Origin of the sequence: Thermomonas mangrovi, from assembly GCF_028201335.1 — a bacterium.
Taxonomy (GTDB): Bacteria; Pseudomonadota; Gammaproteobacteria; order Xanthomonadales; family Xanthomonadaceae; genus Thermomonas; species Thermomonas mangrovi.
On sequence record NZ_JAPEVV010000006.1, the window covers coordinates 1 to 16,678 of the forward strand.

Annotated in this window: 18 protein-coding genes and 4 tRNA genes; 6 read left to right on the forward strand and 16 right to left on the reverse strand. The window is 70.9% G+C overall.

The features are described 5' to 3' along the window. The 12 genes from ON759_RS08800 to ON759_RS08855 form a co-directional block, all read right to left on the reverse strand. Positions 1-617: GTP-binding protein (locus ON759_RS08800; RefSeq protein ID WP_271680006.1), on the reverse strand; the 617-nt coding region annotated here is incomplete at its 3' end. 52 nt (positions 618-669) lie between these two features. Next, a tRNA-Thr gene (locus ON759_RS08805) sits at positions 670-745 on the reverse strand. Positions 746-783: 38 nt separating this feature from the next. Continuing rightward, positions 784-857 (reverse strand) — tRNA-Gly (locus ON759_RS08810). A 70-nt stretch (positions 858-927) separates the two neighbouring features. Continuing rightward, positions 928-1,013 (reverse strand) — tRNA-Tyr (locus ON759_RS08815). 137 nt (positions 1,014-1,150) lie between these two features. Next, on the reverse strand, positions 1,151-2,242 hold the full coding sequence (ychF, locus tag ON759_RS08820) for a redox-regulated ATPase YchF (RefSeq protein WP_271680007.1): 1,092 nt from the start codon (positions 2,240-2,242) through the stop codon (positions 1,151-1,153). 49 nt (positions 2,243-2,291) lie between these two features. Beyond that, on the reverse strand, positions 2,292-2,876 hold the full coding sequence (gene pth, locus ON759_RS08825; RefSeq protein WP_271680008.1) for an aminoacyl-tRNA hydrolase: 585 nt from the start codon (positions 2,874-2,876) through the stop codon (positions 2,292-2,294). Positions 2,877-2,992: 116 nt separating this feature from the next. Further along, a complete protein-coding gene (locus tag ON759_RS08830) occupies positions 2,993-3,646 on the reverse strand; it encodes a 50S ribosomal protein L25/general stress protein Ctc (protein ID WP_271680009.1) in 654 nt (217 codons plus the stop codon). Positions 3,647-3,758: 112 nt separating this feature from the next. Beyond that, the gene (locus ON759_RS08835) at positions 3,759-4,718 is read right to left on the reverse strand and encodes a ribose-phosphate diphosphokinase (RefSeq protein WP_271680010.1); all 960 of its coding nucleotides are present in this window, start codon (positions 4,716-4,718) and stop codon (positions 3,759-3,761) included. Between the two features lie 105 nt (positions 4,719-4,823). Then, positions 4,824-4,899, reverse strand: a tRNA-Gln gene (locus ON759_RS08840). Next, the gene (gene ispE / locus ON759_RS08845; RefSeq protein WP_271680011.1) at positions 4,878-5,771 is read right to left on the reverse strand and encodes a 4-(cytidine 5'-diphospho)-2-C-methyl-D-erythritol kinase; all 894 of its coding nucleotides are present in this window, start codon (positions 5,769-5,771) and stop codon (positions 4,878-4,880) included. Before ispE ends, ON759_RS08840 begins: the two co-directional genes overlap by 22 nt. 13 nt (positions 5,772-5,784) lie before the next feature. Then, positions 5,785-6,423 (reverse strand): lipoprotein insertase outer membrane protein LolB, encoded by a 639-nt coding sequence (lolB, locus tag ON759_RS08850; RefSeq protein ID WP_271680012.1) that lies wholly within the window; start codon positions 6,421-6,423, stop codon positions 5,785-5,787. Then, entirely contained in the window at positions 6,420-8,102 is a 1,683-nt protein-coding gene (locus ON759_RS08855) for a tetratricopeptide repeat protein (protein ID WP_271680013.1), read from the reverse strand. The genes lolB and ON759_RS08855 overlap by 4 nt, the downstream gene beginning before the upstream one ends. Before the next feature lie 72 nt (positions 8,103-8,174). Here ON759_RS08855 and hemA point away from each other — a divergent pair, with 72 nt between their 5' ends. Genes hemA through ppk2 form a run of 6 tightly spaced genes read left to right on the forward strand, consistent with a single transcriptional unit; the run spans position 8,175 to position 12,664 of the window. Then, complete coding sequence (hemA, locus tag ON759_RS08860) at positions 8,175-9,440, forward strand: glutamyl-tRNA reductase (RefSeq protein WP_271680014.1); 1,266 nt, start codon at positions 8,175-8,177, stop codon at positions 9,438-9,440. Then, positions 9,437-10,525, forward strand: a complete 1,089-nt coding sequence (gene prfA / locus ON759_RS08865; RefSeq protein ID WP_271680015.1) for a peptide chain release factor 1 — start codon at positions 9,437-9,439, stop codon at positions 10,523-10,525. Before hemA ends, prfA begins: the two co-directional genes overlap by 4 nt. Before the next feature lies 1 nt (position 10,526). Continuing rightward, positions 10,527-10,988 (forward strand): GNAT family N-acetyltransferase, encoded by a 462-nt coding sequence (locus ON759_RS08870; RefSeq protein ID WP_271680016.1) that lies wholly within the window; start codon positions 10,527-10,529, stop codon positions 10,986-10,988. A gap of 34 nt (positions 10,989-11,022) precedes the next feature. Continuing rightward, entirely contained in the window at positions 11,023-11,541 is a 519-nt protein-coding gene (gene moaB / locus ON759_RS08875) for a molybdenum cofactor biosynthesis protein B (protein WP_271680017.1), read from the forward strand. 2 nt (positions 11,542-11,543) lie between these two features. Continuing rightward, on the forward strand, positions 11,544-11,879 hold the full coding sequence (locus tag ON759_RS08880) for a helix-turn-helix domain-containing protein (RefSeq protein WP_271680018.1): 336 nt from the start codon (positions 11,544-11,546) through the stop codon (positions 11,877-11,879). Beyond that, positions 11,876-12,664: a polyphosphate kinase 2 gene (ppk2, locus tag ON759_RS08885; protein ID WP_271680019.1), complete on the forward strand. Its 789-nt coding sequence runs from the start codon at positions 11,876-11,878 to the stop codon at positions 12,662-12,664. The genes ON759_RS08880 and ppk2 overlap by 4 nt, the downstream gene beginning before the upstream one ends. Here ppk2 and ON759_RS08890 read toward each other — a convergent pair. From ON759_RS08890 to ON759_RS08905, 4 genes are read right to left on the reverse strand one after another with little or no spacing between them, the layout of a single operon-like run. Beyond that, on the reverse strand, positions 12,642-14,423 hold the full coding sequence (locus ON759_RS08890; protein WP_271680020.1) for a tetratricopeptide repeat protein: 1,782 nt from the start codon (positions 14,421-14,423) through the stop codon (positions 12,642-12,644). The two genes, ppk2 and ON759_RS08890, sit on opposite strands and share 23 nt — an antisense overlap. A gap of 57 nt (positions 14,424-14,480) precedes the next feature. Further along, positions 14,481-14,747, reverse strand: coding sequence for an acylphosphatase (locus tag ON759_RS08895; protein ID WP_271680021.1), 267 nt, complete (start codon positions 14,745-14,747; stop codon positions 14,481-14,483). Beyond that, positions 14,747-15,322, reverse strand: a complete 576-nt coding sequence (locus ON759_RS08900) for a TlpA family protein disulfide reductase (RefSeq protein WP_271680286.1) — start codon at positions 15,320-15,322, stop codon at positions 14,747-14,749. The genes ON759_RS08895 and ON759_RS08900 overlap by 1 nt, the downstream gene beginning before the upstream one ends. Continuing rightward, positions 15,319-16,584 carry a YihY family inner membrane protein gene (locus ON759_RS08905; RefSeq protein ID WP_271680022.1) on the reverse strand — a complete coding sequence of 422 codons (1,266 nt, stop codon included), beginning with the start codon at positions 16,582-16,584 and terminating at the stop codon, positions 15,319-15,321. Before ON759_RS08905 ends, ON759_RS08900 begins: the two co-directional genes overlap by 4 nt. Positions 16,585-16,678: the final 94 nt, after the last annotated feature.

Genomic DNA, 16,678 nt, shown 5'->3' on the forward strand with positions numbered 1-16,678 from the left:
TCCGGCTCCGGGATCCAGCTGTCCAGCGCTTCCACCAGCTTGATGATCGACGGCACGCCGATCTCCGACTGGTCGCCTTCCAGCGCCAGGCGCGCCGAACCCGAGATGATCGGGGTGTCATCGCCCGGGAACTCGTACTTGCTCAGCAGCTCGCGGACTTCCATCTCCACCAGCTCCAGCAGCTCGGCGTCGTCCACCATGTCCGCCTTGTTCAGGTAGACCACGATGTACGGCACGCCCACCTGGCGCGACAGCAGGATGTGTTCGCGCGTCTGCGGCATCGGGCCGTCCGCCGCCGAGCACACCAGGATCGCGCCGTCCATCTGCGCCGCACCCGTGATCATGTTCTTCACGTAGTCCGCGTGACCCGGGCAGTCCACGTGCGCGTAGTGGCGCGTCGGGCTCTCGTACTCCACGTGCGCCGTCGAGATCGTGATCCCGCGCGCCTTCTCTTCCGGCGCCGCGTCGATCGAGTCGTACGCCTTGAACTCGCCACCAAAACGCTCCGCGCCCACCTTCGTCAGCGCCGCCGTCAGCGTCGTCTTGCCGTGGTCCACGTGACCAATCGTGCCCACGTTCACGTGGGGCTTGGTGCGCTCGAACTTACCCTTTGCCATGGTTGCGTCTCTCGGAGTGCCCGACTGGAGCAGGCGTGAAGTTGCTTGGAGATGGTGCTCACGAATGGAATCGAACCATCGACCTCCTCCTTACCAAGGAGGTGCTCTACCGACTGAGCTACGTGAGCAGATTGTGCGAGGCGGGCCTGACGTCGCGATGCAATGGTGGAGCGGGAGACGGGAATCGAACCCGCGCTAGTAGCTTGGAAGGCTACAGTTCTACCATTGAACTACTCCCGCGCCGGGAGCCCTGCCTGTGTTGCGCCGGTGGCTGGTAAGGCCGCCGGGTACCGCGAAATCCGGGTGGAGCTGGTGGAGGGAGGTGGATTCGAACCACCGAAGGCGTAAGCCAGCAGATTTACAGTCTGCCCCCGTTGGCCGCTTGGGTATCCCTCCGATTTTCCTCGATGGCGGGCGATGAAGCCCTCCAAAGAGCCCGCAATTTTGACCGCCGGGTTCCGGGCTGTCAACGGTCTCGCGCGGAAATTTCCCGGTTCGACAAATCAGCAAGCGCGCGAGCTCCGCGCTGCCGGTCAGACGTTGAAGCGGAAATGCAGGACATCGCCCTCCTGCACCCGGTACTCCTTGCCCTCCAGGCGCAGGCGGCCGGCGTCGCGGGCGCCCGATTCGCCGCGGTACTTCACGAAGTCGTCGAAGCCGATGGTCTCGGCGCGGATGAAGCCCTTCTCGAAATCGGTGTGGATCACCGCCGCGGCCTGCGGCGCGGTGGCCCCGGCCCTGACCGTCCACGCCCGGACTTCCTTGACCCCGGCGGTGAAGTAGGTCTGCAGGCCGAGCAGCTTGTAGGCCGCGCGGATCAGCCGGTTCAGGCCCGGCTCGTCGAGCCCGAGGTCGGCCAGGAAGGCGTCGCGGTCGGCATCGTCGAGCTGGCTGAGCTCTTCCTCGATCGCCGCGGACACCGGCACCACTTCGGCGCCTTCGGCCACCGCGTGCGCGCGCACCGCGTCGAGGTGAGGATTGCCCTCGAAGCCGTCCTCGAGCACGTTGGCGACGTACATCACCGGCTTGAGGGTCAGCAGGAACAGCTCGCGCACCGCGGCCTTCTCGTTCTCGTCCAGCGCGACCGAGCGCGCCGACTTGCCCTGGTCCAGCGCCACCCGCAGCTTCTGCAGGACCTCGATCCGCGCCTTCGCGTCCTTGTCGCCGCCCTTGGCCACCCGCTCGTAGCGGGCGATCGCCTTGTCCACCGACTCCAGGTCGGCCAGCGCCAGCTCGGTGTCGATGGTCTCGATGTCGGCGATCGGGTCGACCTTGTTCGCCACGTGGATCACGTCCGGGTGCTCGAAGCAGCGGACCACGTGGCAGATCGCGTCGACCTCGCGGATATGGGCCAGGAACTTGTTGCCCAGGCCTTCGCCGCTGGCTGCGCCGGCCACCAGGCCGGCGATGTCGACGAACTCCACCGCGGTGGGCACCACCTTCTGCGGCTTGACGATGTCGCTCAGGGCGACCAGGCGCGGGTCCGGCACCGGCACCACGCCGACGTTCGGCTCGATGGTGCAGAACGGGAAGTTGGCGGCGGCGATGCCGGCCTTGGTCAGCGCGTTGAAGAGGGTCGACTTGCCGACGTTCGGCAGGCCGACGATGCCGCATTTGATGCCCATGTCGCGTTTCGCTCCGTTGCCGCACGCGCCGGGGCGCATGCGAGAGAAATCAGTGCGGGCGCGGCGTGTGCAGCCGCGTCATCGCATCCATGAAATTGCCGGCGACGGCGATCGGCAGCGCGTCGAGCGCGTCGTCGATGGCGCGCAGGATCGACGCCTCGTCGTCCTTGCCGGGCCGCCCCAGGACCCAGGGGGTGACCTTGTCCTTGTGCCCGGGATGGCCGATGCCGACCCGCAGGCGGTGGAACTTGCCATGCCCCAGCAGGCGCATGGTGTCGCGCAGGCCGTTCTGGCCGCCGTGGCCGCCGTCGAACTTGAGCCGGGCCACGCCCGGCGACAGGTCCAGTTCGTCGTGCGCCACCAGCATCTCCTCGGGCTCGATCTTCCAGTAGCGCAGCGCCGCCGCGATCGACTTGCCGGAGAGGTTCATGAAGGTGGCCGGCTTCAACAACCAGACCGGTTGCCCGGCGATCTCGACCTTGGCGGTCTCGCCGAACAGCTTGCTTTCCAGCCCGAAGCGGGCGCGCTCACGCTCGGCCAGGGCGTCCACAAACCAGAACCCGGCGTTGTGCCGGGTTCGGGTGTGTTCGGGACCGGGATTGCCCAGCCCGACGATGAGGCGCAAGCCAGCCATCGAGAGCTACATCCTTCGAATTCAGCTCGGTGCGAGGCAAGGAGCGCCGGCGAAGACAGTACATCCAGTACGGCAAGCCGGTGCGACGCAGCCTCGCGCCGAGATGGATCGAAGGATTACTTGTCGTCCTTCTTGGCGGCCTTGGTCGCCGGCACTTCGGCGGCGTCCGGCGCAGCGGCGTCGACGTCCTCTTCCTTTGCATGCTTGGCGATCACGACGGCGACGTCGTGTTCCTTGCCCAGCTTCAGCTCCGGGATCTCCACGCCGGCCGGCAGCTTCAGCTCCGACAGGTGGATGATGTCGCCGACGCTGAGCGCGCCGAGGTCGACCTCGATGAACTCCGGCAGGTCCTTCGGCAGGCAGCTCACTTCCACTTCGTTCAGCTCGTGCAGGACCAGCACGCCTGCGGTCTTGCCGGCCGGCGACTTGTCCTCGTTGAGGAAGTGCAGCGGCACGCTGGCGCGCAGGGCCTGGTCGGCGCTGACGCGCTGGAAGTCCAGGTGCATGATCAGCTGCTTGAACGGATGGCGCTGGATGTCGCGCAGCAGGACCTGCTGGACGTCGCCAGCGAGGCTCAGGTCCAGGATGGAGGAGTAGAACCACTCGTTCTGGCTGGCCAGCCAGACCTTCTCGTGGTCGAGCTGGATGGCGACCGGGTCCAGGCCGCCACCGTAGACGATGGCCGGGATCTTGCCGGCGGTACGGAGGCGGCGGCTCGCACCCTTGCCCTCGACTGCGCGGCGTTCGACGTTGATTTCATGCGTTGCCATGTTGTTTCACTCTCGTTGCATTGGAGCCGCCTCGCGGCGGCAGTGGACGCTCACCCGCGACCAGGCGAGCGTGGGTGCGGCGTCGGCGCGGGGCCGGCGTCGCGGATCGGTGTCAGTCGACGTACAGCGAACTGACGGATTCGCCGAACGCCACCCGGCGGATGGTCTCGGCGAGCAGCTCGGCGACGCTGAGCTGGCGGATCTTGCCGCAGGCGCGGGCGGCGTCGGAGAGCTTGATGGTGTCGGTCACCACCAACTCGTCCAGCTGCGACCTGGCGATGTTGTCCAGCGCCGCGCCCGACAGCACCGGATGGGTGCAGTAGGCCGCGACTTTGCGCGCGCCGCGCTCCTTCAGCGCATTGGCGGCGGCGCACAGGGTGCCGGCGGTATCGACGATGTCGTCGACCAGCACGCAGGTCTTGCCGTCGACGTCGCCGATGATGTTCATCACCGTCGCGACGTTGGCCTTCGGCCGGCGCTTGTCGATGATCGCGAGGTCGGCGTCGTCCAGGCGCTTGGCGATCGCCCGCGCGCGCACCACGCCGCCGACGTCCGGCGAGACCACGATCAGGTTGTCGGTGCCGTGCGCGCGCCAGATGTCCGCCAGCAGCAGCGGCGAGGCGTACACGTTGTCCACCGGGATGTCGAAGAAGCCCTGGATCTGGTCGGCGTGCAGGTCCACCGTCAAGACCCGGTCGGTGCCCACCGCGCCGAACATCTTGGCGGCGACCTTGGCGGTGATCGGCACCCGCGACGAGCGCGGGCGACGATCCTGGCGGGCATAGCCGAAGTACGGCACCACCGCGGTCACGCTGGCCGCCGACGCGCGCTTGAGCGCGTCCACCAGGACCAGCAGCTCCATGAAGTTCTCGGCGGTCGGCGCGTTGGTCGGCTGGATGATGAACACCTCCTGCCGGCGCACGTTCTCCTCGATCTCGACCTGCACCTCGCCGTCCGAGAACCGGCTCACCAGCGCCTTGCCGGGGCGGATGCCCAGCTCGCGGCACACGGCATCGGCAAGCGGCCGGTTGGCGTTGCCGGAGAACACCAGGAGATTGCGATCGTCTTGCATGGCTTCGGGTACCCGCTGCGCTCTGACCGTGGCGGTGCGATGAACCGCGCGATGGCTTGCGCGGCAGGGAGGTACGCATGGACCGGGCGCACCTGACGGGTGAATTGGCAGGGGCGGAAGGATTCGAACCTACGCATGCCAGGATCAAAACCTGGTGCCTTAACCGCTTGGCGACGCCCCTTCGTTGTAGCGCTCCACCGCATCCAGCAGTGGCGACCGATCCGCGCCGCGGGCCAGCCAGGCATGGAGGCCGGGCGGCAACGAGGCAAGCGCGCGCTCGGCGGAATCGCGGTCGGCGAATTCGACGAAGCAGGCGCTGCCCGAACCCGTCAAGCGCGGCGTGCCGATGCCGGCCAGCACGGCGAACAGGGCCTCGACGGCGGGTTCGCGGCGGCGCAGCACCGGCTCGAACGCATTGTCGAGCACGGTTCCGGAAAGGAAGCCGCCTATTGTCGCGGGCACGGCATTCCGCGTCAAATCAGGCGCTTGGAACAGCGCCGCGGTCGCGGCATGCACCCCGGGATGGGCCAGCACATACCACGCCGGCGGCAGCTCGATCGGCGTCAGCCGCTCCCCCACCCCTTCCGCCCAGGCGTTGCGCCCGCGGACGAACACCGGGACATCCGCGCCCAACGCCAGCGCCAGGGATTCGAGGCGGTCGCACGGCAGCCCAAGCCCCCACAGCCGATCCAGCGCCACCAGGACGGTGGCGGCATCCGACGAGCCCCCTCCGAGGCCGCCGCCCATCGGAATGCGCTTTTCGATGCCGATATCGACACCTTGCGCGCACTTAGCGTCATCTTGCAGCAATTTCGCGGCACGCACGAGCAGGTCGTCGGCTTCGGCGACACCGTCCGCGCCTGGGCCGATCCGCCGGACCAGACCATCCGCACGCGGTCGCAACCGCACCTCGTCGCCCCAGTCCAGCAGGCGGAACACGGTCTGCAGGGCGTGGTATCCATCCGCGCGCCGGCCGGTGATGCGCAGGAACAGGTTCAGCTTGGCCGGCGCCGGCCAGCGGCTCCAACCCGCCGCATCGATGCCGGCGCTCATGGCCGTGGGCAGGTCATTCCAGCCCCCAGCGCTCGACCAGCACGCGCACCCGGTCCTCGCCGCGGCTGGCGTTGATCCGGTGCGGCATCGGTTGGCGGCTGGAGGGATCGATGCGCCAGTCGTCGTACTCCAGCACCCAGCCGCCCTGTTCGATCCGTCGCGGCAGCAGGTCGGCGCCGACGCCGGTGCGCGGCGGGCCGAACCGCGCCGGATCCGCCTCGACGCCGCGCATCCAGCAGCCCAGCGCGTCCAGCGGCACGTCCCAGCCGGTCGCCTCGCGCAGCAGGCGGGCCGCGTCGTCGCCCTGCAGGGGGCCCTGCGGACCACCGCTGAGGGTGATGCCGGCGCGATTGCGCTCCAGCAGCCAGCCCTGGCGGGTGATCGGGGCCGACAGCAGCAGCCGCAACTCGCCGCCGCCCTGGGTCCATTCGATGTTGCCGCTACCGCCCTCGCGCCCGTTCGACAGCGCGAAGCGCCCGGTCATGACCCAGGCAGGCGCGCCGCAGGCATGCGCCTGCAGGCCGAGCGCGGCCGCGCGGCTGCGCTGGGCAGCGTCGCCCTCCGCGGAGCCGTAGGCCAGCGGTGGCGGGGCCGGCAGGCTGGCGCAACCGGCCAGGCACGCGGCCGCGAGCGCGGCAAGCCCCGCCCTCACGCGCCGGTCTCCCGCAGCGCGCGCTGCAGCGAGCGGTTGTCCGGGTCCAGCCGCCGCGCCTCGTCGAAATAGTGCCGTGCCTCCTCCTTGCGGCCCAAGGTCCACAGCACCTGGGCGAGGTGGCTGGCGATGTCCGGGTCGGCCTGCAGCGCATAGGCCTGGCGCAGGTGGTCCAGCGCCTCGCGGGCGCGCCCGAGGCGGAACAGCACCCAGCCGTAGCTGTCGATGATCGCCGCGCTCCCCGGCTGGGCCACGCGCGCGCGGTCGATCAGCTGCAGCGCTTCCTGGTAGCGGTCGGTGCGGTCGGCGAGCGTGTAACCGAGCGCGTTCAGCGCATCGACGTCGTCGGCATCGATCACCAGGATGCGGCGGAAGTCGGCTTCCGCCTTGGCGATGTCGTCGCGCCGCTCCCACAACAGGGCGCGCGAATACAGCAGCGCCTTGTCGTCCGCGAACGCGGCCAGGCCGCGCCCGTAGGCGTCCAGCTCGCCGGCGGCATCGCCGTCCTTCAACCGCAACTCGGCCTCGAGCAGGTACGCATCCCGCTGGGCCTGATCCTCGACGGTGACGTCGGATTGCAGCGCGCGCAACACCTCGAATGCGGCCGGCTTGCGCCCCAGCGCGTGCAGCACGCTGGCGCGTCGCAGGTTGGCGACCGCCTGGGCCTCGCCACCCGGGACGTTCTGGTACCAGGCCAGCGCTTCCTCGTTGCGGTCGAGGTATTCGGCGACCTGCCCGAGCAGCAGGCGCCGGGTCGGCGAGGGATGGGTGGCGCCGGCCTTCAGTTCCTCGTAGAGCGCGGCCAGCCCGGCCGGGTCCTTGGCCTTGTCGAGCAGGAAGGCGCGCTGCCCATAGCGCGCATCGTCCTGCGGCCCCTGCGCGAGCAGGCGGGCGGCTTCCGCGGGGTCGCCGAGGGCATCGTATTCGGCGGCGATCGACAGCCGCAGCGGGGGCGGCAGGGTCGGCTGCGCGGCCAGGCCCGCCAGCACGCTGCGCGCCTCGCCGAGCTTGCCGTCCTCGCGCAGCAGTTGCGCGCGCAACAGCACGACCCGCGGCTCGCCGGGGAACTTGGCCACCACCTTCGCCACGATCCGCTCCACCAGCTTCGGCTGGCCCAACCGCTGGGCGAAGCCGCCGAAGCCGAGCCAGGGCTCCAGGCTGTCGGGCAGGTCGCCATCGTCGACGACCTCCTCCAGCAGGCCCACCACCAGCGCGGGCTGCTTGCCGACCGCGGCCATCATCGCCGCGAGCACGTTCTTCCAGCCTTCCGATTCGTCGGCCAGCAGCGCGCGCACCGCCTTGCGCGAGGCCCGCCGGTCGCCCGACCGCAGCGCGAGCGTGGCCGCCACCGTCCGCTGCATGTCGCCGCCCGCGGGCGCCATCGCGGTCCACGCCTCATAGGCCTCGCGCAACAGGACATCGTCGCCGGCCAGCAAGGCGATCCGCGTGGCGCGTTCGGCCAGCACCGGGTCGTTGGCGGCGCGCGCCGCGGCCAGGTAGCCACGCGCGGCCTCCTCCAGCTGGCCATCCTGCAGGGCGAATTCGCCGGCGAGGCTGGCGGCCAACGGGTCCGCGGGCGCGGACGGCGGATCGGCTTGCCGCGCGGGCACCGACCACGCGGGCAACAACAGGGACGCGGCCAGCAACAGGCGGGCCATCGGTCGACGCGGCATGGGCATGGGGGCGGGCCGGTACAATAGTCGTTCGTGCCCGCAGCTTAGCGCAGGCACCTGAATGGAATGACCCGCTGCATGAGCCTGCACGTCCTCGGCATCAACCACCAGACCGCGCCGGTTGCCCTGCGCGAACAGGTGGCGTTCGGCCCGGACGCGCTGGCCGGCGCGCTGCAGTCCTTGCGCGCGCTCCCGCAGGTGCACGAGGCCGTGCTGCTGTCCACCTGCAACCGCACCGAGCTCTACGCGCACGCCGACGGCGACGGCCAGTTGCTGGCCGACTGGCTGGCCAGCCACCCGGACGCGGGCCATGACCTGCATGCCTATCTCTATCGACACCGCGACGCGGATGCGGTCCGCCATCTGTTCCGGGTCGCGACCGGCCTGGATTCGCTGGTGCTCGGCGAACCGCAGATCCTCGGCCAGGTGAAGCAGGCGTGGGCGGTCTCGCGCGAGGCCGGCGCCCTCGGCGGCCAGCTGGACCGGTTGTTCCAGCACGCCTTCGCCACCGCCAAGCGGGCCCGCACCGACACCCGGATCGGCGCCAACCCGGTGTCGGTGGCGTCGACCGCGGTGCGCCTGGCACAGGACAACTTCGCCCGCCTCGACGAATCGACCGTGCTGCTAATCGGCGCCGGCGAGACCATCGAACTGGCGGCGCGCCACCTGGTCGAGGCGCGCACCCGGCGGCTGCTGATCGCCAACCGCACGCTGGCGCATGCGCAGGAGCTGGCCAGCCGCCACGGCGGCTACGCACTGCCGCTGGCGGAGCTGGACAAGCACCTCGCCGAGGCCGACATCGTGATCGCGGCGACCGCCAGCCGCGAGCCCGTGCTGCATCGCCCGCAGGTGGAGCACGCGCTGCGCCTGCGCCGGCATCGGCCGATGCTGCTGCTCGACCTCGCGGTGCCGCGCGACATCGCGCATGACGTGTCCGGCCTGCGCGACGTGTTCCTGTACACGGTCGACGACCTGGAACGGGCGATCGAGGACAACCGCCGCAGCCGCCGCGAGGCCGCCGAGCAGGCCGAGGCCATCGTCGAGCTGCAGACCGCCCGCTTCGTCGAGCAACTGCAGGCGCAGGGCCGGCAGCAGCCGGTCGTGCGCCTGCGCGCGCATGGCGAGGCCGCGCGCGCCGAGGCCCTGGCCAAGGCGCGCCAGCAACTGGCCGCGGGGATGCCGCCGGAGCAGGCGCTGGAACTGCTTGCGCACACCCTGACCAACCGCCTGCTGCATGCCCCCACCATCGCCCTGCGCGAAGCCGCGCTCAGCGGCGACGGCGAACTGGGCCGCGCCGCCGAAAAGCTGTTCCCCGCTGCCGCCCGGGACGCCGGCGACGCATGACCCCGGGCCTGCGCCGCAAGCTGGAAGCGCTGCTGGAGCGGCGCGAGGAAGTGGAGCGCCTGCTCGCCGACCCCGCGGTCGCCGGCGACCAGGCCCGGTTCCGCGGCCTGTCCCGCGAATTCGCCAGCCTGCAGCCGGTGGCCGATGCGCTGGCGGCGGAAGCCAGGGCGCGCGCCGACCTCGCCGCCGCGCAGGCGATGCGCGAAGACCCGGAACTGCGCGAACTGGCCGACGACGAGATCGACGCCGCCACCGACCGCCTGCAACAACTGGAAGGCGAACTGCTGGCGCAACTGGTGCCCAAGGACGCCCGCGACGACGGCGGCCTGTACCTGGAAGTGCGCGCCGGCACCGGCGGCGACGAAGCGGCGATCTTCGCCGGCGACCTGTTCCGCATGTACGCGCGCTACGCCGAACGCCAGGGCTGGCGGGTCGAGGTGGAATCCGCCAACCCGGGCGAGCACGGCGGCTACAAGGAAATCGTGGCGCGCATCGAGGGCGACGGCGCCTATGCCCGGCTCAAGTACGAATCCGGCACCCACCGCGTGCAGCGCGTGCCCGCCACCGAGTCGCAGGGGCGCATCCACACCTCGGCGGCGACGGTCGCGATCATCGCGCTGGAGGCCAGCGACGAGGTCGAGGTCGCGATCAACCCCGCCGACCTCAAGGTCGACACCTTCCGCTCCTCGGGCGCGGGCGGCCAGCACGTGAACAAGACCGAGTCGGCGATCCGCATCACCCACGTCCCCAGCGGCGTGGTCGTCGAATCGCAGACCGAGCGCAGCCAGCACGCCAACCGCGACAAGGCGATGAAGCGCCTGCAGGCGATGCTGGTCGAGGCCGAGCTGGAGAAGCGCGCCGCCGCGACCGCCGCCGACCGCAAGCTGCAGGTGGGCAGCGGCGACCGCAGCCAGCGCATCCGCACCTACAACTACCCGCAGGGCCGGATCACCGACCATCGCGTCGAAGGCCTGACCCTGTACGACCTGCCGAACATCCTGGAGGGCGACCTCGACGCGCTGGTGGCGCGGCTGCGCCAGGAACGGCAGGCCGAGGAACTCGCGCGCCTGGCGCAGGAGCACTGACATGACCGAGCTTTCGATCTCCCGCGCCGGCCCCGCCGACCTCGATGCACTGGCCCTGTTGTTCGACGCGTATCGCCAGTTCTACGGGCAGGCGACGGACGTGCCCCGCGCCCGCGACTGGCTGCGCAGCCGGCTGCGCGTGGGCGAGTCGGTGGTGCTGGTGGCGAAGCGCGGCGCGGATGCGGTGGGCTTCGTCCAGCTCTACCCGATGTTCTCCTCGGTGCGCACGGCCAGGACCTGGATCCTCAACGACCTGTTCGTCGCTCCGGCGGCACGCCGCGGCGGGGTGGCGCGCGCGCTGCTGGAGGCCGCGGCCGCATTCGCCCGCGAGGACGGCGCCGCCGGCCTGTCGCTGGAAACCGGCCGCGACAATGCCGCGGCGCGCGCGCTGTACCGCGCCGCCGGCTGGCACGAGGACGAGACCCAGTGGTACTCGCTGTCGTTCTCGAAGCAGCACCACTGATGCAGCGCGGGCGGGGCCGGCCTACACTCGGCCGATGACCGCCGCCCCCGACTTCCACGCCCTCTCGCTCTGCGTGCTGACCGTCTCGGACACCCGCACGCCCGCCAACGACACCTCCGGCGACTACCTCTGCGCCGCCCTCGCCGACGCCGGCCACGCGCTGCACGAGCGCGCCATCGTCCGCGACGACAAGTACGCGATGCGAGCGCTGGTCTCGCGCTGGATCGCCGACGACGCGGTCGACGGCATCCTGGTCACCGGCGGCACCGGCTTCACCGGGCGCGACTCCACCCCGGAGGCGCTGCTGCCGCTGCTGGACAAGCTGATGCCCGGCTTCGGCGAGATGTTCCGCGTGCTCAGCTACGACGAAATCGGTAGCAGCACGCTGCAGTCCCGCGCATTCGCGGGGATGGCCAACGCGACCTTCCTGTTCGCGCTGCCCGGTTCGACCTCCGCCTGCCGGACCGCCTGGGAGCGGATCATCCGCGCCCAGCTGGACGCCCGCACCAAGCCCTGCAACCTCGCCAACCTGCGCCCCCGCCTGAAGGAGTGACGATGGCCATCGATACCACGCTGCGCCTGCTCAGCAAGGCCTCCGGCCTGACCGTCGCCGACATCGCGACCGCCATCCCGCGCGCCGGCATCGGCACCGTCAACGCCTGGCTGAAGGGCGAGAAGATGCCCGGCCGCGACCAGGTCGATGCCCTCGCCCGGATGTTTGGGGTTCCCGCGGGCGCGTTGCTGTCGGAACTGGCCAGCACCCTGGACCCGGCGCGCACCAAGGGCGAGCACGACCTGCTCGCCGCCTACCGCAGCCTCAATACCCGCCAACAGGGCGCGCTGCTCGAGGTCGCGCGCAGCATGAAGCCGGCGCGCAAGGCCGCACGGTGAGCAAGCTCAAGCGCAAGCAGTACGAGGCCCTGCTGGAACCGATGCAGGTCGAGCTGGCGAACGCGGCGCGCTGGCTGCAGCACACCGGGCGGCGGCTGGTGGTGGTGTTCGAGGGTCGCGACACCGCCGGCAAGGGCGGTGCGATCGATGCCATCCGCCGCCACCTCAACCCGCGCCAGTGCCGGGTCGCGGCGCTGCCCAAGCCGACCGAGCGCGAAGCCACCCAGTGGTACTTCCAGCGCTACGCGGCGCACCTGCCCGCCGCCGGCGAGATCGTGCTGTTCGACCGCAGCTGGTACAACCGCGCCGGCGTCGAGAAGGTCATGGGGTTCGCCAGCGATGCGCAGGTCGCCGCATTCCTGCGCGATGCGCCGGTGTTCGAGCGCCAGCTGGTCGAGGACGGCATCCTGCTGTTCAAGTACTGGCTGGGCTGCGACCAGGCGGTGCAGGAAGATCGCTTCGCCGAGCGCCTGGAAGACCCGCTGAAGGGCTGGAAGCTCTCGCCCATCGACCTGCAGGCGCGCGAGCGCTACCGCGCCTACACCGATGCGCGCGAGGCGATGCTGGAGGCGACCCACACCGCGCATGCCCCGTGGACGCTGGTCGACTTCAACGACCAGAAGCGCGGCCGCCTGACCCTGCTGCGCGACCTGCTGGACCGCCTGCCCGACACCGCCATCGACGCGCCGCCGCTCGTCCTGCCGCCGCTGGCCGGCAAGCCGGCCAGAGAGCGCTACCGCGTCCTGAAGCCGCTGCCGCCGTTCAAGGCGCCGCGACGGCGCTAGCGCCCTGCGGCGGCCACGGCAGCCCGACCGAGCGCGCGAGCGCGGCATAGCGCGGATCGTCCCGGTATCGCAGCAGCAGGGCGTCATACAGCAACGACTGCATGCCGGGGTCGCGCGCCGCGCGCGCCTGCTCCAGCGCGGCGAACATCGCGTCGGGTTCGCCGCGCGCGGCATGCAGCTGGGCGATCTGGAAACTCCAGCCGCTGGGGTAGCGGGCCGTGAAATCGCGCAGGGCCCCGTCGGCCGCGCCACGGTCGGCGCCAGCCTGCCGTGCCAGCGCGAGGGCGAAGTCGCGCCATGGCCCGGGCGGCTCGCCTTCCGCGGCCTTGCCCGCGCCTGCCGCGTCCTTGCGCAGGAGCTTCGCGGTCGCCAGCAAGGCATGGTTGGACACCGCCTGCGGCTGCAGTTCGATCGCCTTGCCGATCGCCTGCTCGGCGGCGTCGAGTTCGCCGAGCGGCATCAGGTAAGACGCCAGCCACGGATACCAGAGCGCCTGCAGCGGATCGCGCTCCAGCGCGCGCCGGGTCAGCGCCACCGCTTGCCGCAGGTCGCCCTGGCTGGCGCGGGCCACGCCCAACTGGTACAGCGCGTCGGCATCACCCGGGGCGACCTGCACCGCACGTTCGAACTCGGCCTGGGCGCCGCGCCAATCTAGGTCGCGGGTCATCAGCAGCCAGCCGCGTGCGATCCGGGTGGACGCCGCGTCGGGCGCCAGCCGCATCGCGGCGGCGACCGCGGCGTCGGCTGCGGCATAGGCGTCGCGGGCCTCCACACCCGCCATCTGCGAGGCCGCCGCGACCAGCGCGCGCGCCTTCTTCGCGTGCGCGAGGCCGTAGGCCGGATCGAGGGCGATGGCCTCGTCGAACGCGGCAAGCGCCTCCGGCAATTCGGCAGCGGCCACGCCGCGCAGGTAGGCGTTGTAGGCCTCGACATTGCCGCCCGGCGGCCGGTCGTTGCCGCCCGCCTCCCGCGCCGGCGGGCGCAGCTTCGCCTGCAACGCCTTGGCCACCGCCGCCGTCACCTGGTCCTGCAGCGCGAACAGGTCGCGATAGGGGCGATCGTACTGTTCGGCCCAGACCGTACTGCCGTCGTCCGCCTTCACCAGGCTGGCGCTGATGCGCACGGTATCGCCCAGCCTGCGCACGCTGCCCTCGAGCAGGTGGGTGACCCCGAGGCGCGCGGCGATGGCCTGGCTGCCCTCGCGGCTGTCGCGGAACTGGAACGAGGAGTTGCGGCCGATCACGCGCAGGCCGTCGATCCGCGACAGCGCGATGATGAAGCCTTCGGAAAGGCCATCGGAGAAGTATTGCTGGGCATCGTCGCCACTCTCGTTGGCGAGCGGCAGCACCGCGATCGAGCGCTCCCCGGGCACTGCAGCAGCGCGCGCGGGCGCGACGGGCGCGGGGCGTTCGACCAAGCGGTCGGTGAGCAGGAGGACCACGGCGATCGCGAGCACGCCGATGATCGCGAGGTCCGCGCGCCGGTTGGCGGTGCGGCGTTCGGCCGCCGGCGCCTGGGCCGCCTCGCTGTCGGGCTTGATCCCGTGCGCGGTGAACTCGAAGCGCCAGGAGAACACCAGCCAGAACGGGAGGCCGATGGCGGCCGCCGCCAGGAACCATCGGGTCACGCCTTCAGGGGCGCCCACCACCGGTGCAAGCGAAGCGATGCCCTGGGCGAGCGCCCATACCGAGCCGATGTAGAGGATGGCCGCACGCGGCACGTTGCGGCGCTTCAGTTCGCCGAAGAATCCACCGCCCATGCCTCGCCCCGTGCCGCCCCTGCCAAGATTCTTGCACGACGCACCGGCGCCGCCTCCTCACGCCACCTCGAATCCCGCCACCGCTTCCACCGCCGCGGGTTCGCGCACCACGCCATCCACCCGCGCACCCGGCGGTCCCTGCTGCAGCCACGCGGCCAGTGCCTCGATCGCGTCGGCATCGCCGACCGCCAGCACGTCCACCCGCCCATCGGCAAGGTTGCGGGCATGGCCGGAGAGGCCAAGCCGGGTCGCGACATCGCGGGTGCTTGCGCGGAACCACACGCCCTGCACCCTTCCACGCACGAAGAAGCGGGCGGCGGCCATCAGCCCGCCGGAGGGCCGCCAGCGGCGGCGATCGCGGCCTCGATGTCGCGTGCGGTGACCGGCCCGGTGAACTTGCGCGCGACCTTGCCGTCCGGCGCCAGCAGCCAGGTCATCGGCAGCCCGCGCGGGACCTCGAAGTCCTTCGGCGGCGCGTACACGTCGACCAACGCGACCGGATAGACCACCGGGTGCTTCTCGAGGAAGGCGCGCATCGCCTCGGGCGTGGTGTCCTCGTAGGCCAGGCCGACCACCTCGATGTGTTCGCGCATCGCGTCCAGCGCCGAGAGCTCCGGCATCTCCTTCAGGCAGGGACCGCACCAGGTCGCCCAGTAGTTCACGACGACCCACTTGCCGCGATGCGCGGCCAGGTCGAAGGTGCCGCCATCCACGGTCGCAAGCCGCAACGCCGGGAAGTCTGCGGTGGCCTCGCGCGGCGCGGCGGCGGCCGGCGCGGGCGTGGCCGCCGGGGCTGGCTTGGCGGGAGGCGCCTGGGCAGGTTCGCGCTTGCAGGCCGCGAGGGCGGCGAGGCAGAACATGGCGGCGAGCGCCCTGCGCTGGATCGCATTCAAGGTCAGGTCACTCCTTCGTAGATGCTGGACACCGGCTGCTTGAGCAGGTCGCGCAGCGGCATGCGCAGTCCGTCGAGGACGCGCATCACCGCAATGCCCAAGGGATCCTCGTGGTGCGGCAGGCGCGCCTCGGCCACCGGCACGCGCAGGCGCGCGGCCTCGTAGAGCTCGCCCAGGCTGACATCGTCCAGGTCGCGGGCGAGCAGCCATTCGCCGCCCTCGGCGCGGCTGACCACGCCGATCTCGCACAGCTGGCCGAGCAGGCGTTGCACCAACTCGTCGGTGAGGATCGGCTCCTGCGCCTGGATCTCGTCGCTGTGCAGGCCGCGGCCACGCTCGCGCGCCTGGTGGAAGCGGCCGAGCATCCGCAGCAGGCCATACAGCTCGAATCCGTGCGGCAGCCGCAGCGCGGCGGGCTGGTAACGGAACGCGGACATCGACGACGCAAACGACGCGCCGAACAGGATCGTGGCCCAGCCCAGGTAGATCCACAGCATGAGGATCGGCACCAGCACGATGGCGCCATACACCTTCTGGTAGGAATCGACGCTGCCCAGGTACAGGCCCAACCCGGCCTTGACCGCTTCGAACAACAGCATCGACAGCAACGCGCCGGCGAAGGCATGGCGCCACGCAACGGTCCGGTGCGGCACGACCTTGAACAACGCCGCGAAGGCCAGCAGTTCGATCGCCATCGGGGTCAGCCGCAGCATCAGGGCTTCCGCCCAGCGGCCCGGCTCGGTCTCGAACACCTCCAGCGCGAAGAACCGGGTCGAGAGCGCCAGGCTCGCGGCAGCGACCAGCGCACCGAGCGTCAGCACCGTCCAGTACACCAGGAACCGGCTTAGCTTCGGGCGCCCCGTCGGTACCCGCCAGATCCTGTTGAAGACCGCCTCGACGCTGCCCAGGGTCACCAGCAACGAGACGATCAGCGCCAGCGCACCGAAGGCGGTGAGTTGCTGCGTGTTCTGGATGAAACCCATCAGGTAACCCGAGACCGCACTGGCGGCGCTGGGCACGAAATTGGCGAAGATGTAATCGCTGAGGCGGGTACTCCAGACATCGAATACCGGGAACGCCGACAGCACCCCGAACACCACCATCGACAACGGCACGAGCGCGAACACCGTGGTGTAGGCAAGCGCGCCGGAGGCCTCGAACAGGCGATCGTCGAGGAACCGGCGCAGCACGAAGCGGGCGAAGCTGCCTGCGCGCACCGGGTCGCGCAGGCGTTCGCTCCAGCGATTGAGGGAATCCAGCGGCTCCATCCGGCAAGCCTAACCGATGCCCCGCGGCCGACGCGTGGTCGGCTGCCGGGGCGCGGCGCTGCATGCGACACTGCGCGCCCGCCCCGCCGACACC

Excerpts from the sequence above, each read along its gene's own strand:
- ON759_RS08830 (WP_271680009.1), bottom strand. The coding sequence starts at position 3,646 with ATGGCAACGCATGAAATCAACGTCGAACGCCGCGCAGTCGAGGGCAAG.
- ON759_RS08870 (WP_271680016.1), top strand. The coding sequence starts at position 10,527 with ATGACCGAGCTTTCGATCTCCCGCGCCGGCCCCGCCGACCTCGATGCA.
- ychF (WP_271680007.1), bottom strand. The coding sequence starts at position 2,242 with ATGGGCATCAAATGCGGCATCGTCGGCCTGCCGAACGTCGGCAAGTCG.
- moaB (WP_271680017.1), top strand. The coding sequence starts at position 11,023 with ATGACCGCCGCCCCCGACTTCCACGCCCTCTCGCTCTGCGTGCTGACC.
- ON759_RS08855 (WP_271680013.1), bottom strand. The coding sequence starts at position 8,102 with ATGCCCATGCCGCGTCGACCGATGGCCCGCCTGTTGCTGGCCGCGTCC.
- ON759_RS08835 (WP_271680010.1), bottom strand. The coding sequence starts at position 4,718 with ATGCAAGACGATCGCAATCTCCTGGTGTTCTCCGGCAACGCCAACCGG.
- ON759_RS08895 (WP_271680021.1), bottom strand. The coding sequence starts at position 14,747 with ATGGCCGCCGCCCGCTTCTTCGTGCGTGGAAGGGTGCAGGGCGTGTGG.
- ispE (WP_271680011.1), bottom strand. The coding sequence starts at position 5,771 with ATGAGCGCCGGCATCGATGCGGCGGGTTGGAGCCGCTGGCCGGCGCCG.
- ON759_RS08890 (WP_271680020.1), bottom strand. The coding sequence starts at position 14,423 with ATGGGCGGTGGATTCTTCGGCGAACTGAAGCGCCGCAACGTGCCGCGT.
- ON759_RS08880 (WP_271680018.1), top strand. The coding sequence starts at position 11,544 with ATGGCCATCGATACCACGCTGCGCCTGCTCAGCAAGGCCTCCGGCCTG.
- hemA (WP_271680014.1), top strand. The coding sequence starts at position 8,175 with ATGAGCCTGCACGTCCTCGGCATCAACCACCAGACCGCGCCGGTTGCC.
- pth (WP_271680008.1), bottom strand. The coding sequence starts at position 2,876 with ATGGCTGGCTTGCGCCTCATCGTCGGGCTGGGCAATCCCGGTCCCGAA.
- prfA (WP_271680015.1), top strand. The coding sequence starts at position 9,437 with ATGACCCCGGGCCTGCGCCGCAAGCTGGAAGCGCTGCTGGAGCGGCGC.
- ON759_RS08905 (WP_271680022.1), bottom strand. The coding sequence starts at position 16,584 with ATGGAGCCGCTGGATTCCCTCAATCGCTGGAGCGAACGCCTGCGCGAC.